Genomic DNA, 14,605 nt, shown 5'->3' on the forward strand with positions numbered 1-14,605 from the left:
CCTTGCGGACGATTTCATTGCAGCAGATTGACCGGATGCGCCTTCAGTTCCTGGTCTCTCTGCACCTGCTGAGGGTTCTGGCATTGATCGGCCACACGTTCACCACGCTTCTGATCCATCAGCATGGACTTGTTGCCGAGCTGCATCCAGGTTGCACCTGCAGCCTTGTCCTCCAGCCGGACCACGCCGGTACTGGTCGGAACCTGCTGCATGGAATAACGGCGACCATTGCTTGCATGCACGTCATACATCAGCGGATTCTGGGCATCCTGGGTCACCGTGACCCGCGTGCCCAGCTCGCATTGCATGGTGCCTGTATACACAGCCAGGGCAGGCGCCGGGAAGGGCAACCCGGCAGGACGCACTGGTGCAACCGGGGCGCTGGCGCCGGTGAGCGGATTGACCTTGAGCGCCTTCTTGAGCTTGACGAACCGCTTCACGGGCTTCTTGGAGCTCTTTGTGCTCTTTGATGCCGACTTGCCGGAGGCCTTCTGGGCCCCTGTCACCTTGTGTGCCGCCTTGGCCTTGCCGTGGGAGGTCGATTCGACCTTTTCGGCTGCGAACACGCCACTGCTGGCCAGTGCCAGCACGGTCAGCATGGAAATCAGTTTTTTCATGAATGGTCTTTCAGATGAATGAGTCCAGGAACCGCAAATTATCGGACGATTCCCTCAAGCAAAATATCCACGCACATCTTGTGGCAATAATTTTCCAGTGGCATGCGCACGTTCCAGCACCTGCCAGTAATACCGATAACTGGCCCGGTCGTGCAATGTGCCCTTATGACTGATGGGTGCCCAATCGGCCTGTGCCGCCGCGAGTATGATTTCGGATGCCATTTCCATTTCGGCATCGGTCGGTGCAAAGGCAGCCAATATGGGCCGAATCTGCCCCGGATGAATACTCCACATGCGGGTATATCCGAATTGGCGGGCTGCCATTTGAGCCGCACGCGAAATGGCCGCTGCATCCCGAAACTCGGTCACCACGCAATGAGAAGGGGTTTTTCCATGGGCATGGCAGGCCGTGGCGATCTGCAGCTTGGCCTGCACCACGAGCGGATGGCTGAATTGTCCCTCCACCCCCATGGCCTCTCCGGGAATGGCGCCCCCATGGGCCGACACGAAATCCATCAACCCGAAACTGATCGACTGCACGCGCGGATGGGCTGCAATGGCAAAGGCATGGTGCACAGCCAGCGGTGACTCAAGCAGCACATGCAGCGGCAGCGACACCCCACCTGCTGCATCGACCTGCTTCACGGCCCGTTCGACATCCTGTACAGACTCCACCTTGGGAATCATCACATGGCACCAGCGCTCCGGAAGAGCGCCCACCAGCACAGACACGTCCTCGGCAAATGCGGGGTGGTCAACCGGATGCACCCGCACCGCAACCCGTGCATCCGGAGCGGCAGCGCGGGCAATCTCCACCACCATGGCCGCATGTTCGGATTCATGACCAACCGGCGCCCCATCCTCGCAGTCCAGCGTGACATCGAAGACACAGGTGCCATGTTCCTGCATGAGCTCCTGCTGCAGCTGCAGGCTCTTGCGCATCCGATCCTCTACCCCGCAGTAGTGGTCACATACGGGGAGCATGCCTGCAGCACCCTGGGCACCAAGCAGAACGTCGCGGGGATGGATGGAAGGAGAGGAAGACATCGCGGCGAAGGGAAAGAGAGAGACCGTCATGCCAGTGCACCAGCCGTGCATGCACCTCCAGGAGGCAGAGCCACACGATCACGAATCGGCTGCACAACTACGACATGAACTCATGGATTCCATCCAAACACACCTGCATGCAAAATGAAGGCATGCGACATGCGCTTGGATGGAATGCCCTGATGCGCCGTCCTCCAACGGACAGCGCCAGGGCGTTCCCCAGCCATCTGCGCACCCTGCCCTGCAAAAGTCAGGGGCAGAGCGCGACATCGGCCATTACAGGAGGTGCTTGACGCCGTCCTGCTCGCCCTGCAGCTCGGCCAGGGTCTTGTTGATGCGTTCCTGGCTGAATGCGTCGATCGGCAGCCCTTCGATGACCTTGTATTCGCCGTTTTCACAGGTCACGGGGAAACCGAACACCACGCCTTCGGGAATGCCGTACCAGCCCTGGGACGGAATGCCCATGGTCACCCACTTGCCATTGGTGCCCAGTGCCCAGTCGTGCATGTGGTCGATGGCGGCATTGGCAGCAGAAGCAGCGGAGCTCAGGCCACGTGCTTCGATGATCGCAGCGCCACGCTTGCCCACGGTCGGCAGGAACACGTCGCGGTTCCAGACGTCGTCGTTGATCAGGTCCTTGACGGACTCGCCACCGATGGTGGCAAAGCGGTAGTCGGCATACATGGTCGGGGAGTGGTTGCCCCACACGGCCAGCTTCTCGATCGCGGCAACGGGCTTGCCGGTCTTCTCGGCGATCTGGCTCGCAGCGCGGTTGTGATCCAGACGCAGCATGGCGGTGAAGTTCTTGGCCGGCAGGCTGGGTGCGCTCTTCATGGCGATGTATGCGTTGGTGTTGGCCGGATTGCCCACCACCAGAACCTTGACGTTGCGGTCAGCCACAGCATCCAGAGCCTTGCCCTGGGCCGTGAAGATCTGTGCGTTGGCAGCCAGCAGGTCTGCACGTTCCATGCCGGGGCCACGGGGACGAGCACCCACCAGCAGCGCATACTGCACGCCCTTGAAGGCTTCCATCGGGTCGGAATAGGCTTCCATGCCGGCCAGCAGGGGGAACGCGCAATCCTGCAGTTCCATCATCACGCCCTTGAGGGCGCTCTGTGCCTTTTCGTTCGGGATCTCAAGCAGCTGGAGGATGACCGGCTGATCCTTGCCCAGCATCTCGCCGGAAGCAATGCGGAACAACAGGGCGTAGCCAATCTGACCAGCGGCGCCGGTAACGGCCACGCGAACGGGGGTTTTGCTCATGAAGAGTCTCCAGTCTTGATAGAGGGAACACAAAGAAACATACATGCAGCCGTCTGTACCGCAGACACCCAGACAACCACAGGGAACGGACTCGCGCACCCGCGTGCCAGAGGCACCTTGGAGCCGGGCAGCGGCGAAGTGTGCATAGTGTAACGCTGATTTTCTTGCACGGACAATTTGTCTTATATCTTATATAAGATATGATTTGTGTGTTGCACGCCTGCGCCGAGCCGGAAAGAAATGCCCCGTCACCGCTTTCCCCCTCACCTTCCGACCGGATGGCACTCCCTCCCGGTCTCTCTTGTCTGCGTTCTTCCCTGGCCATGTCCTCATCCGATCTCGACACAGAAAGCTCCGGCTCCGACATCCAGTCGGCGAGCGCCTCCTCCCCCGCGCCCGCATTCAGCCCGCTCTACCAGCAGATCAAGCAGGCCATGCTCCACAGTCTGCAGATCGGCGAATGGAAGCCACAGGAAGCCATTCCCAGCGAAGTGGAGCTGGCCAAGCGCTACAGCGTGAGCCAGGGCACCGTGCGCAAGGCCATCGACGAGCTCGCCTCCGAAAACCTCGTGGTGCGCCGTCAGGGCAAGGGCACCTTCGTGGCCAGCCACAACGAGCGCCATGTGGAATACCGCTTCCTGCGCCTGCATCCCGACGAGGGCACCGTAGCCAGCGAAGGGCGCACCCAGCGCACCATCCTGGAATGCCGCCGTGTACGCGCCACTGCAGACATCGCTCGACAGCTTCAGCTCCAGAGCGGGGAATCCGTCATGCAGATCCGCCGCCTGCTCTCTCTTGGCGGCACGCCCTCGATCCTGGAGGACATCTGGCTGCCTGCCTCCCTGTTCAAGGGACTGACGAGCGACATGCTGACCCACCACCAGGGGCCCACCTACGCCCTGTTCGAGGACCAGTTCGGTGTGCGCATGATCCGCGCCGACGAACAGCTCAAGGCCGTCCTTCCCGACACCCGGCAGGCGGAACTGCTGCAGGTTCCGTCTTCCACCCCCCTTCTGCAGGTGATGCGCGTGAGCCTCACCTACAACGACCAGCCCGTAGAGGTGCGCCGAGCGCTCTACCGAACCGATACCCACCATTACAAGAATACCCTGAGCTGAAACCCCATTTCACGCACCGAAAGCATGCAAACCCAGCGAAGAAGCCGAGATCATCCGATCCCATTTCTGGGGTTTGAGAGTTTGCAAGCCCCAAGTCATCTTCATCAGTCTAAAATGCGCAGTTGTTCTTGTTACGTTCCTTGCGGAGCGTCACAAACACTCCCAAGCTTCGAATGGATTTGTTGACTCACAGATAAGGCCCTTTCCATGTCATCTACCCCTCCCTCCTCTTCCACCAAGCGGCCTGAATTCCGCAATATCGGTATTGCGGATATTCGCACCTATCGCATGCCCCTGGCGGCCATCGTGTCCATCCTGCACCGTGTCAGCGGTGCACTGATGTTCCTGCTGCTGCCTTTCGTGATGTGGCTGTTCGACAAATCCGTCACATCCCAGGTGTCGTTCGAGAAATTCACCGCCCTCTTCAACGGAACCCTGGGCATGCCGGGCTGGTTCTACAAGCTCGTCTGCCTGGCACTGATCTGGGCTTTCCTGCACCACATGTTCACCGGCATCCGCTTCCTCATCATGGATGCCTCCCATGAATTCGTCAGCAAGCAGTTCGGCCGCAGCTCCGCCCAGGCTGTGCTGGTTGCCAGCCTGCTGCTCACCGTGGCCCTCGGCGCCAAGCTGTTCGGCCTGTATTGATCTTCAAGCAAAGGAAACCCCCATGTCTGTCACCTACGGTTCCCGTCGCATCACCACTGGCGCCCACTACGGCGTCCGTGACTGGCTCGTCCAGCGCGTCACCGCCGCCATCATCGTGCTGTTCACGCTGGCGCTCATTCTCTCGGTCCTGCTGACGTCCGGTCCCCTGAACTACGATTCCTGGGCCGGCATCTTCGCACCCCAGTGGATGAAGTTCCTGACCTTCGTCACCGTCCTCGCGCTGTCCTGGCATGCCTGGGTCGGTGTGCGCGACATCTGGATGGATTACGTCAAGCCGGCCGGCCTGCGCCTGGCCCTGCATGTGTTCACCATTGCCTGGCTCGCTGGCTGCGCCGGCTGGGCGATTCAAGTTCTGTGGAGAGTGTAAAAAATGGCCCTGAATCCTCAATCCCTGCCCCGCCGCAAGTTTGACGTTGTCATCGTCGGTGCCGGTGGCTCCGGCATGCGTGCCTCGCTGCAACTGTCTCGCGCCGGCCTGAACGTGGCCGTTCTCTCCAAGGTCTTTCCTACCCGCTCCCATACCGTGGCCGCACAGGGTGGCGTCTCTGCCTCTCTCGGCAACATGAGCGAAGACAGCTGGGAATGGCACTTCTACGACACCATCAAGGGCTCTGACTGGCTCGGCGACCAGGACGCCATCGAGTTCATGTGCCGCGAAGCTCCCAAGGTCGTGTACGAACTCGAGCACTTCGGCATGCCGTTCGACCGCAACCCCGATGGCACCATCTATCAGCGCCCGTTCGGTGGCCACACGGCCAACCACGGTGAGAAGCCGGTGCAGCGCGCCTGCGCCGCAGCCGACCGCACGGGCCATGCCATGCTGCACACTCTCTACCAGCAGAACGTGCATGCCCACACCAACTTCTTCGTCGAATGGATGGCGCTCGACATCGTGCGCGATGCTGACGGCGATGTGCTGGGCGTGACCGCGCTGGAAATGGAAACCGGCGACATCTACATGCTCGAAGCCAAGACCACCCTGCTCGCCACTGGCGGTGCAGGCCGCATCTTTGCTGCTTCGACCAATGCCTACATCAACACCGGTGACGGTCTGGGCATGGCTGCCCGTGCCGGCATTCCGCTGCAGGACATGGAGTTCTGGCAGTTCCACCCCACGGGCGTGGCTGGAGCCGGCGTGCTGCTGACCGAAGGCTGCCGTGGCGAAGGCGCCATTCTGCTCAACAGCGAAGGCGAGCGCTTCATGGAACGCTACGCTCCTACCCTGAAGGATCTGGCACCGCGCGACTTCGTGTCCCGCTCGATGGACCAGGAAATCAAGGAAGGTCGCGGCTGCGGTCCCAACAAGGACTACATCCTGATGAAGCTCGACCACCTCGGTGCCGAAACCATCCACAAGCGTCTGCCCTCGGTGTACGAAATCGGCATCAACTTCGCCAACGTCGACATCACCAAGGAACCGATCCCCGTCGTGCCGACCATCCACTACCAGATGGGCGGCATTCCGACCAACCTCAACGGGCAGGTCGTCGAGCATGTGAACGGCGCCAACCGCGTGGTCAACGGACTCTATGCCGTGGGCGAATGTGCCTGCGTGAGCGTGCACGGCGCCAACCGCCTGGGCACCAACTCGCTGCTCGACCTGCTGGTCTTCGGCCGTGCCGCCGGCAACCACATCGTGGCCAACGTGCAACCCGGAGCCGAGCACAAGCCGCTGCCGGCAGATGCCACCGACTTCACCCGCGCACGTCTTGCCAAGCTTGAACAGTCCACCAGCGGCGAATACGCCCAGGACGTTGCCAACGACATCCGCAGCAGCATGCAGAAGCATGCCGGTGTGTTCCGCACCCAGGCACTGATGGACGAAGGCGTGCAGCAGATCGCAGCCATCCGCGAGCGCGTGGACCACATCCACCTGCAGGACAAGTCCAAGGTCTTCAACACGGCCCTGGTCGAATCGCTCGAGGTAGCCAACCTGATCGAAGTGGCTCAGGCCACCATCGTGTCCGCAGCCGCTCGCCACGAATGCCGTGGTGCCCACACGGTCTACGACTACGAGCACCCCGCTGACGATCCCAATGCACCGCTCGGCCGCGACGACAAGAACTGGCTCAAGCACACGCTGTGGGACAGCAAGACCAACTCCCTCTCCTACAAGCCCGTGAACCTGAAACCCCTGACGGTTGACACGGTGCCGCCGAAGGTGCGTACCTTCTGAGCAAGCCACGCACGCGCCACCAAGCAATCGAACACGGAGTTTTTCGACCATGAAACGTACCTTCCAAATCTACCGCTACGACCCCGACAAGGACGCCAAGCCTTACATGCAGACCATCGAGATCGAACTCGACGGCCACGAACGCATGCTGCTCGACGCCCTCATCAAGCTCAAGGCCAAGGATCCCACGCTGGCCTTCCGTCGCTCCTGCCGCGAAGGGGTGTGTGGCTCGGACGCCATGAACATCAACGGCAAGAACGGGCTGTCCTGCCTGACCAACATGCGCACGCTCAAGGACCCCATCGTCCTGAAGCCGCTGCCCGGCCTGCCGGTCATCCGCGATCTGATCGTGGACATGACCATGTTCTTCAAGCAGTACGACTCGATCAAGCCGTACCTGATCAACCACACGCCGGCTCCCGAAAAGGAACGTCTGCAGTCGCCCGAGGAACGCGAAGAACTCAACGGCCTCTACGAGTGCATTCTGTGCGCCAGCTGCTCCACGAGCTGCCCGAGCTTCTGGTGGAACCCCGACAAGTTCGTGGGTCCTGCCGGTCTCCTGCAAGCCTACCGGTTCATCGCCGACAGCCGTGACCAGGCCACCAGCGAACGTCTGGACAATCTGGACGATCCCTATCGCCTGTTCCGCTGCCACACCATCATGAACTGCGTGGACGTGTGCCCGAAGGGACTCAACCCCACGCGGGCCATTGGCAAGATCAAGGAACTGATGGCGCGCCGCTCCATCTGAGTCTCCTTTTTGTCCGGGATATCCATGACCGCAGATTACGACGACGATCGCCTCACCCCCGAGGAATACAGCAAGCTGCAATGGCGCTGCCGGCGCGGCCTGCTCGAAAACGACCTTTTCATCGGCCACTACCTTGAGCGGTATGGCCCGCAGATGACGGTCAGGGAAGCGAAAGCGATGTATGCACTAATGGATCTCTCGGACAACGACCTGCTCGATCTGATGCTGCGCCGCAAGGAGCCCGCAGCACCTCTCGATACGCCGGACGTCATCGCCTTGCTGGAACGCATGCGCAAGCCTCGCCCGTCGCAATAGCATCCCTTCCCCCAGGCGGTTCGCCCCGCCCATCAGCATCCATAACAGACACAGGAGTTCTCCCATGAAACTGGCTGACAACAAAGCGACTCTCTCCTTCAGCAACGGCAAGCCCAGCGTGGACCTGCCGATCTACTCGGGCAACATCGGCCCCGACGTGATCGACATCCGCAAGCTCTATGCACAGACCGGCATGTTCACCTACGATCCCGGCTTCCTGTCCACTGCGTCGTGTCAGTCCGGCATCACCTACATCGATGGTGACAAGGGAGAACTTCTGTATCGTGGCTACCCCATCGAACAGCTGGCTGAAAAGTGCGATTACCTCGACACCTGCTATCTGCTGCTCAAGGGCGAGCTGCCGACGGCCGCACAGCGCGAGGAATTCCACAAGGTCGTGCTGACCCACACCATGGTCAACGAGCAGATGCAGTTCTTCATGCGTGGCTTCCGCCGCGATGCACACCCGATGGCCGTGCTGACTGGACTTGTCGGCGCCATGTCTGCCTTCTATGGCGAGAACATCGACATCCACAATGCCGAGCACCGCGACATCGCTGCGATCCAGCTCATCGCCAAGCTCCCGACCCTCGTCGCCATGGCCTACAAGTATGGCAAGGGCGAGCCCTACATGTATCCTCAGAACCATCTGAGCTATGCAGGCAACTTCATGCACATGATGTTCGGCACTCCCTGCGAGGAATACAAGGTCAACCCCGTCATCGAACGCGCCCTGGACCGCATCTTCATCCTGCACGCCGACCACGAGCAGAATGCCTCCACCTCCACCGTGCGTCTGTGCGGATCTTCCGGCACGAACCCATTCGCAGCCATTGCAGCAGGCGTGGCCTGTCTGTGGGGTCCTGCCCACGGCGGTGCCAACGAAGCCTGCCTGAACATGCTCATGGACATCCAGAAGATGGGTGGCGTGGCCAAGGTCGGCGAATTCATGGAACAGGTCAAGGACAAGAACTCCGGCGTCCGCCTGATGGGCTTCGGTCACCGCGTCTACAAGAACTATGACCCCCGCGCCAAGCTCATGCAGGAAACCTGCAACGAAGTCCTGGCCGAACTCGGCCTCGAAAAGGATCCGCTGTTCGCACTGGCCAAGGAACTGGAAAAAATTGCGCTCGAAGACGACTACTTCGTCCAGCGCAAGCTGTACCCGAACGTGGACTTCTACTCCGGCATCGTTCAGCGCGCCATCGGCATCCCGGTCAAGCTCTTCACCGGCATCTTCGCACTGGCCCGCACCGTGGGCTGGATTGCACAGCTCAACGAGATGATCGCCGACCCCGAGTACAAGATCGGTCGTCCCCGTCAGCTCTACACCGGCTCTGTCCGCCGCGACGTGCCTGCCAACTTCAAGGGCTGATTCCTCCCTTGTGGAGCCCCTGCCCTCACATGGCAGGGGCGGCTCTCGCCTTTGCACAACCCATTCGGTTCTCAGCAACCGGATGGGTTTTTTGCTGCCTGGAGCAGATCGGCTCTTCACAGCCCTTGTTTTCCAGCCCTGAGTCCCCTGGGAATTCGCAGATGGGCAGATCATCCATCTCAAAAGACGATGGCACAGCGCGTCTTTTACATGGAAAATAGCATCATCCATCGTTATTCAAGATGGATTAGCTGATTTTCCGATTGCCCATGTTCTACGACCGTGCCCTCTCCCGTCGACTGGACCTGACCTCGCTCCAGCTCTTCGTCGCTGTCTGCGAGCTGGGCAGCATTGGTCGCGCGGCCGAGCGGGAATTCATCGCCGCATCTGCCATCAGCAAGCGTCTGAGCGATCTGGAAGCGGCCTTCGGCACCCCTCTGCTGGAACGCCATGCCCGTGGCGTCACACTGACCCCTGCTGGCGAGAGTCTGCTGCACCATGCCCGCACAGTCATCTTCCATCTGGAGAAGATGCAGGCCGAGCTCGGCGAATACGCCGAAGGGGTGCGAGGCCATGTCCGCATGCACGCCAGCATCTCGGCCATCGTACAGTTCCTGCCTGAGGATCTGGGGCGTTTCATCCGCGCACACGAACACATCAAGATCGATCTGGAGGAACACCTGAGCCACGAGGTGGCCCAGGCCGTTCTGGAAGGCACGGCCGATCTCGGCATCGGAAACATGGTGCAGGACATGGCCGGACTCCAGCGCCGCTTCTACCGTGCAGACCGACTTGTGGTTGTCGCTCCTGCGAATCATCCCCTGGCAGCGCATGGATCCGTGGATTTTTCCGAAACGCTCGCCTACGATCATGTCGGCCTGCATGTGAACAGCTCGATCAACCAGGCCATGCGCGATGCAGCACTGATTGCCGGGCGCGCCGTGCGGCTGCGCATCCGGGTCACCGGGCTCGATGCCATGTGCCGCATGATTGCCAACGGGCTGGGCGTGGGAGTGATGCCTGCGCGAGCGTTTCACCTGATCCATGGAACGGGTGACCTCGTGGGCATTGCCCTGACCGATGCCTGGGCTGAACGCACCCTGGAGCTGGTGGCCCGGGATTTCGCCACCCTGCCGCAGCCCGCCCGTCTGCTCGTGGAGCATCTGACCGCTTCCGCCGAGTCGCCTCCGGCAAGCTGACGCCCTCTTTCCCTTTCTCGTTTCTTTTCCATCCTCCCTTCCTACAGGATCACCATGGCACAGACACTCTATGACAAACTCTGGGACGAACATGTCGTCCGCACTGAAGAAGACGGCACAGCCCTGCTCTACATCGATCGCCACCTGGTGCACGAAGTCACCAGCCCGCAGGCTTTCGAAGGCCTGCGTCAGGCTGGTCGCAAGCTCTGGCGCATCAGCTCGGTGGTGGCCACGGCCGATCACAACACTCCCACCACGGGTTGGGAGCGTGGATATGACGGTATCGTGGATCCCACCAGCAAAGAGCAGATCTCCACACTTGACAGCAACATTGCCGCCTTCGGTGCGGCAGCCTATTTCCCCTTCCTCAGCCACCGCCAGGGTATCGTGCATGTGATGGGCCCCGAGAACGGCGCGACGCTGCCGGGCATGACCGTGGTCTGCGGAGACAGTCATACCAGCACCCATGGGGCCTTCGGCGCTCTGGCGCATGGCATCGGCACCAGTGAAGTCGAACATGTGATGGCCACGCAGACCCTTATCGCCAAAAAGGCCAGGAACATGCTGGTGCGGGTTGAAGGCACTCTGGCTCCCGGCGTGACCGCCAAGGACGTGGTGCTGGCCATCATCGGGCGCATCGGCACGGCGGGCGGCACTGGCTACACCATCGAATTTGCCGGCAGCGCCATCCGCGGACTGAGCATGGAAGGCCGCATGACGCTGTGCAACATGGCCATCGAGGCCGGTGCACGCGCGGGTCTGGTGGCCGTGGACGACAAGACGATCGAATATGTCAAGGGGCGCCCCTTTGCCCCCGGCACGGATGCCACCACGGGACAGTTCACCGGCGGCCCCGAATGGGAGCAGGCCGTGGCCTACTGGCGCACGCTGCATACGGATGAAGGGGCCCATTTCGACAGCGTGATCGATCTGCGCGCCGAAGCCATCGAACCCGAGGTGACCTGGGGCACCAGCCCCGAGATGGTGGTGGGGGTCACGGCCACCGTGCCCGACCCCGAATCCGAAAAGGATCCCAGCCGGCGTGCAGCCATGGAGCGCGCGCTGACCTACATGGCGCTCGAACCGGGCAAGCCCATCACCGACATCCATGTGGACAAGGTGTTCATCGGCAGCTGCACCAACAGCCGCATCGAGGACATGCGTGCTGCCGCAGCCATCGTGCGCAAGCTCGGCCGCAAGGTGGCTCCCAACGTGCGACAGGCCCTGGTGGTGCCGGGTTCCGGTCTCGTCAAGGAACAGGCCGAGCGAGAAGGACTCGACAAGATCTTCACCGCAGCAGGCTTCGAATGGCGCCAGCCAGGATGCAGCATGTGTCTGGCCATGAATGCCGACCGGCTCGAACCTGGCGAACGCTGCGCTTCGACCAGCAACCGCAACTTCGAGGGACGCCAGGGCAATGGCGGCCGCACCCACCTCGTCAGTCCAGCCATGGCTGCAGCTGCAGCCGTATTCGGACACTTCGTGGATGTCCGGACCCTTGCCTGATCTCCTCCATCAGACCCCGTTCCTCCTCCTCTCGCTTTTTGTGCACAAGGACTGCATCATGAAACGACTCATCTCCTCCCTGTTCGTCATGGCCTCCCTGATCGCCGTCACCGGCTGCAACACCGTGCAGGGCATCGGCAAGGATGTCCGTGCCACTGGCAGTGCCATCCAGCGCGCCGCCGAGTGATCCCTTTTCGGCTGCGTTGTCCTTTCCAGAGCAAGCGCAGCCTCACACCTGTCTGACACACCATGCAAAAATTCACCCTGCACAAGGGCCTCGTGGCTCCTCTTGATCGGGAAAACGTCGACACCGACGCCATCATTCCCAAGCAATTCCTCAAGTCCATTCGCCGGACGGGTTTTGGCCCGAACCTATTCGACGAATGGCGCTACCTTGACAGGGGCGAACCCGGCAAGCCGGAATCCGAACGTCGCCCCAATCCCGACTTTGTCCTGAACCAGCCGCGCTACCAGGGAGCTTCGATTCTGCTCACGCGCAAGAACTTTGGATGCGGATCGAGCCGCGAGCATGCCCCCTGGGCACTGGAGCAATATGGATTCCGTGCCATCCTGGCGCCCAGCTACGCCGACATCTTCTTCAACAACTGCTTCAAGAACGGCCTGCTGCCCATCGTGCTGCCGGAATCCACCATCTCCCGCCTGTTCGATGACGTGCAGGCCTTCCCTGGCTATGCGCTCACCATCGACCTCGAACGACAGGTTGTCATCCTGCCGCAGGGCGAGGAAATCCCCTTCGAAGTGCAACCCTTCCGCAAGTACTGCCTGCTCAACGGCCTCGACGATATCGGACTGACCCTGCGCCATGTCGACGAGATCAAGGCTTTCGAGGCACGGCGCCTGGCCACCAAGCCCTGGCTGGCCCACACCATGCCGCACTGACGCACGCGCGCCCGTGCTGTTTTCAGGGTGCCGGCTGCCCTGCGCTGCCGGCCCCTTTCCTCTTTCCATTTCTCACACCCATTCGATCCCATGAAAATTGCAGTTCTTTCCGGAGATGGCATCGGCCACGAAATCATTGCCGAAGCCGTCAAGGTACTCAAGGCCCTCGACCTTCCTCTCGACATGGAATACGCCGATGTCGGCGGCACGGCCTATGTCAACCATGGACACCCGCTGCCCGAGCACACCCTGAACCTCGCCAAATCCGCCGATGCCGTGCTCTTTGGCGCCGTCGGCGACTGGAAGTTCGACAAACTCGAACGGCATCTGCGTCCTGAACAGGCCATCCTGGGGCTGCGCAAGGCCCTGGGCCTGTACGCCAACCTGCGTCCGGCCATCTGCTACAAGGAACTGGTCAACGCCTCCAGCCTCAAGCCCGAGCTCGTGGCTGGACTCGACATCCTGCTCGTGCGCGAACTGACCGGCGACATCTACTTCGGACAGCCCCGTGGCCGTCGTGTCGCCACCGACGGGCTGTTCCCTGGAACGGAAGAAGCCTTCGACACCATGCGCTACAGCCGCCCTGAAATCGAACGCATCGCACATACGGCCTTCCAGGCCGCACAGAAACGCAGCAAGCGCCTCACCAGCGTGGACAAGAACAACGTGCTCGAAACATCCCAGCTCTGGAAGGACATCCTGGTCGAAGTGAGTGCCCAGTATCCCGACGTGACGCTCGACCACATGCTCGTGGACAACGCCGCCATGCAGCTGGTCAAGGCCCCCAAGAAATTCGACGTGATTGTCACCGGCAACATGTTCGGCGACATCCTGAGTGACGAAGCCGCCATGCTGACGGGCTCCATCGGCATGCTGCCCAGTGCCAGCCTCAATGAAAAGAACCAGGGGCTGTACGAGCCCAGCCACGGCAGCGCACCGGACATCGCAGGCCAGGGCATCGCCAACCCGCTGGCGACCATCCTCTCGGCGGCCATGATGCTGCGCTTCTCTCTGGGTCAGCCTGAAGCCGCCGACCGCATCGAACGCGCCGTGGGCAAGGTGCTGGAACAGGGCCTGCGCACGGCCGACATCTGGAGCGAAGGCACCACCAAGGTCAATACCAGCCAGATGGGTGATGCCGTGGTGGCAGCGCTGTAATCGCCCCCGCATCTGTACCTTCTGCAAGGAAAGGCGCTCCCCGATGGAGCGCCTTTTTCACATCAGCAACCCAGGCAGATGCTGCGCACAAGAAAAAACCCCGCAGGAGAAACCTGCAGGGTTTGAAATCAATCTGCCATTCAATGAATGGCTGTGTTGCGCTTGGGATACTTGAATTCATCTGGTCTTTTGCAACCGGATCATCCTGAGACTCTGCGGGCACAAGGATCGAACGCCCCTGCAGATCATCCATCCACCAGCGCCTCACCTCTCATGCCGCCAGCGACGGATATCTTCCCGGATTCATGCAATCATCTGGGAAGTCACAGCCATCAATTTGCTGCCACCCAAAACAAAAAAGACTTCAAGTCCTTGAACTTAAAGTCTTTTAAAAGATGGCGGAGTGGACGGGACACTCCCGGACTCCATCAAAACCTGTTGATTTTCCTAAGAAAATTCTTTGGCGACGTTACAAGTGTCCCGAAAAAAAACGGTACCCCTTGTTGTGACA

Annotated in this window: 15 protein-coding genes; 12 read left to right on the forward strand and 3 right to left on the reverse strand. The window is 60.9% G+C overall.

Annotated elements, in window-relative coordinates; translation table 11 throughout:
• Positions 1-14 precede the first annotated feature (14 nt).
• The 3 genes from ACP2WS_RS04220 to ACP2WS_RS04230 form a co-directional block, all read right to left on the reverse strand.
• Positions 15-617, reverse strand: coding sequence for a hypothetical protein (locus ACP2WS_RS04220; protein ID WP_426459658.1), 603 nt, complete (start codon positions 615-617; stop codon positions 15-17).
• A 54-nt stretch (positions 618-671) separates the two neighbouring features.
• Complete coding sequence (locus tag ACP2WS_RS04225) at positions 672-1,694, reverse strand: HpcH/HpaI aldolase/citrate lyase family protein (RefSeq protein WP_426459659.1); 1,023 nt, start codon at positions 1,692-1,694, stop codon at positions 672-674.
• 246 nt (positions 1,695-1,940) lie between these two features.
• Positions 1,941-2,927 carry a malate dehydrogenase gene (locus ACP2WS_RS04230; protein WP_374493155.1) on the reverse strand — a complete coding sequence of 329 codons (987 nt, stop codon included), beginning with the start codon at positions 2,925-2,927 and terminating at the stop codon, positions 1,941-1,943.
• 323 nt (positions 2,928-3,250) lie between these two features.
• On the opposite strand from ACP2WS_RS04230, the gene ACP2WS_RS04235 reads away from it, so the two are divergent.
• The 12 genes from ACP2WS_RS04235 (at position 3,251) to leuB (ending at position 14,094) form a co-directional block, all read left to right on the forward strand.
• Entirely contained in the window at positions 3,251-4,045 is a 795-nt protein-coding gene (locus ACP2WS_RS04235) for a GntR family transcriptional regulator (protein WP_374493158.1), read from the forward strand.
• Positions 4,046-4,252: 207 nt separating this feature from the next.
• On the forward strand, positions 4,253-4,693 hold the full coding sequence (gene sdhC / locus ACP2WS_RS04240; protein ID WP_374493161.1) for a succinate dehydrogenase, cytochrome b556 subunit: 441 nt from the start codon (positions 4,253-4,255) through the stop codon (positions 4,691-4,693).
• Positions 4,694-4,715: 22 nt separating this feature from the next.
• Positions 4,716-5,081, forward strand: coding sequence for a succinate dehydrogenase, hydrophobic membrane anchor protein (gene sdhD, locus ACP2WS_RS04245; RefSeq protein WP_374493163.1), 366 nt, complete (start codon positions 4,716-4,718; stop codon positions 5,079-5,081).
• A 3-nt stretch (positions 5,082-5,084) separates the two neighbouring features.
• Positions 5,085-6,890, forward strand: a complete 1,806-nt coding sequence (gene sdhA, locus ACP2WS_RS04250; RefSeq protein ID WP_426459661.1) for a succinate dehydrogenase flavoprotein subunit — start codon at positions 5,085-5,087, stop codon at positions 6,888-6,890.
• Positions 6,891-6,939: 49 nt separating this feature from the next.
• On the forward strand, positions 6,940-7,641 hold the full coding sequence (locus ACP2WS_RS04255) for a succinate dehydrogenase iron-sulfur subunit (protein ID WP_374493167.1): 702 nt from the start codon (positions 6,940-6,942) through the stop codon (positions 7,639-7,641).
• Positions 7,642-7,665: 24 nt separating this feature from the next.
• Positions 7,666-7,956, forward strand: a complete 291-nt coding sequence (locus ACP2WS_RS04260; protein ID WP_374493168.1) for an FAD assembly factor SdhE — start codon at positions 7,666-7,668, stop codon at positions 7,954-7,956.
• A 64-nt stretch (positions 7,957-8,020) separates the two neighbouring features.
• Positions 8,021-9,331: a citrate synthase gene (locus ACP2WS_RS04265; RefSeq protein WP_374493170.1), complete on the forward strand. Its 1,311-nt coding sequence runs from the start codon at positions 8,021-8,023 to the stop codon at positions 9,329-9,331.
• Positions 9,332-9,600: 269 nt separating this feature from the next.
• Entirely contained in the window at positions 9,601-10,530 is a 930-nt protein-coding gene (locus tag ACP2WS_RS04270; RefSeq protein ID WP_426459663.1) for a LysR family transcriptional regulator, read from the forward strand.
• A 54-nt stretch (positions 10,531-10,584) separates the two neighbouring features.
• Entirely contained in the window at positions 10,585-12,036 is a 1,452-nt protein-coding gene (gene leuC, locus ACP2WS_RS04275) for a 3-isopropylmalate dehydratase large subunit (protein ID WP_374493175.1), read from the forward strand.
• A 58-nt stretch (positions 12,037-12,094) separates the two neighbouring features.
• The gene (locus ACP2WS_RS04280; RefSeq protein ID WP_374493176.1) at positions 12,095-12,223 is read left to right on the forward strand and encodes an entericidin A/B family lipoprotein; all 129 of its coding nucleotides are present in this window, start codon (positions 12,095-12,097) and stop codon (positions 12,221-12,223) included.
• A 62-nt stretch (positions 12,224-12,285) separates the two neighbouring features.
• Complete coding sequence (leuD, locus tag ACP2WS_RS04285) at positions 12,286-12,936, forward strand: 3-isopropylmalate dehydratase small subunit (protein WP_374493178.1); 651 nt, start codon at positions 12,286-12,288, stop codon at positions 12,934-12,936.
• A 90-nt stretch (positions 12,937-13,026) separates the two neighbouring features.
• Positions 13,027-14,094, forward strand: a complete 1,068-nt coding sequence (gene leuB, locus ACP2WS_RS04290) for a 3-isopropylmalate dehydrogenase (protein ID WP_426459664.1) — start codon at positions 13,027-13,029, stop codon at positions 14,092-14,094.
• The last annotated feature ends 511 nt before the right edge of the window (positions 14,095-14,605 follow it).

This window comes from Brachymonas moutaii (nom. illeg.) (assembly GCF_049977365.1).
Classification (GTDB): domain Bacteria; phylum Pseudomonadota; class Gammaproteobacteria; order Burkholderiales; family Burkholderiaceae_C; genus Brachymonas.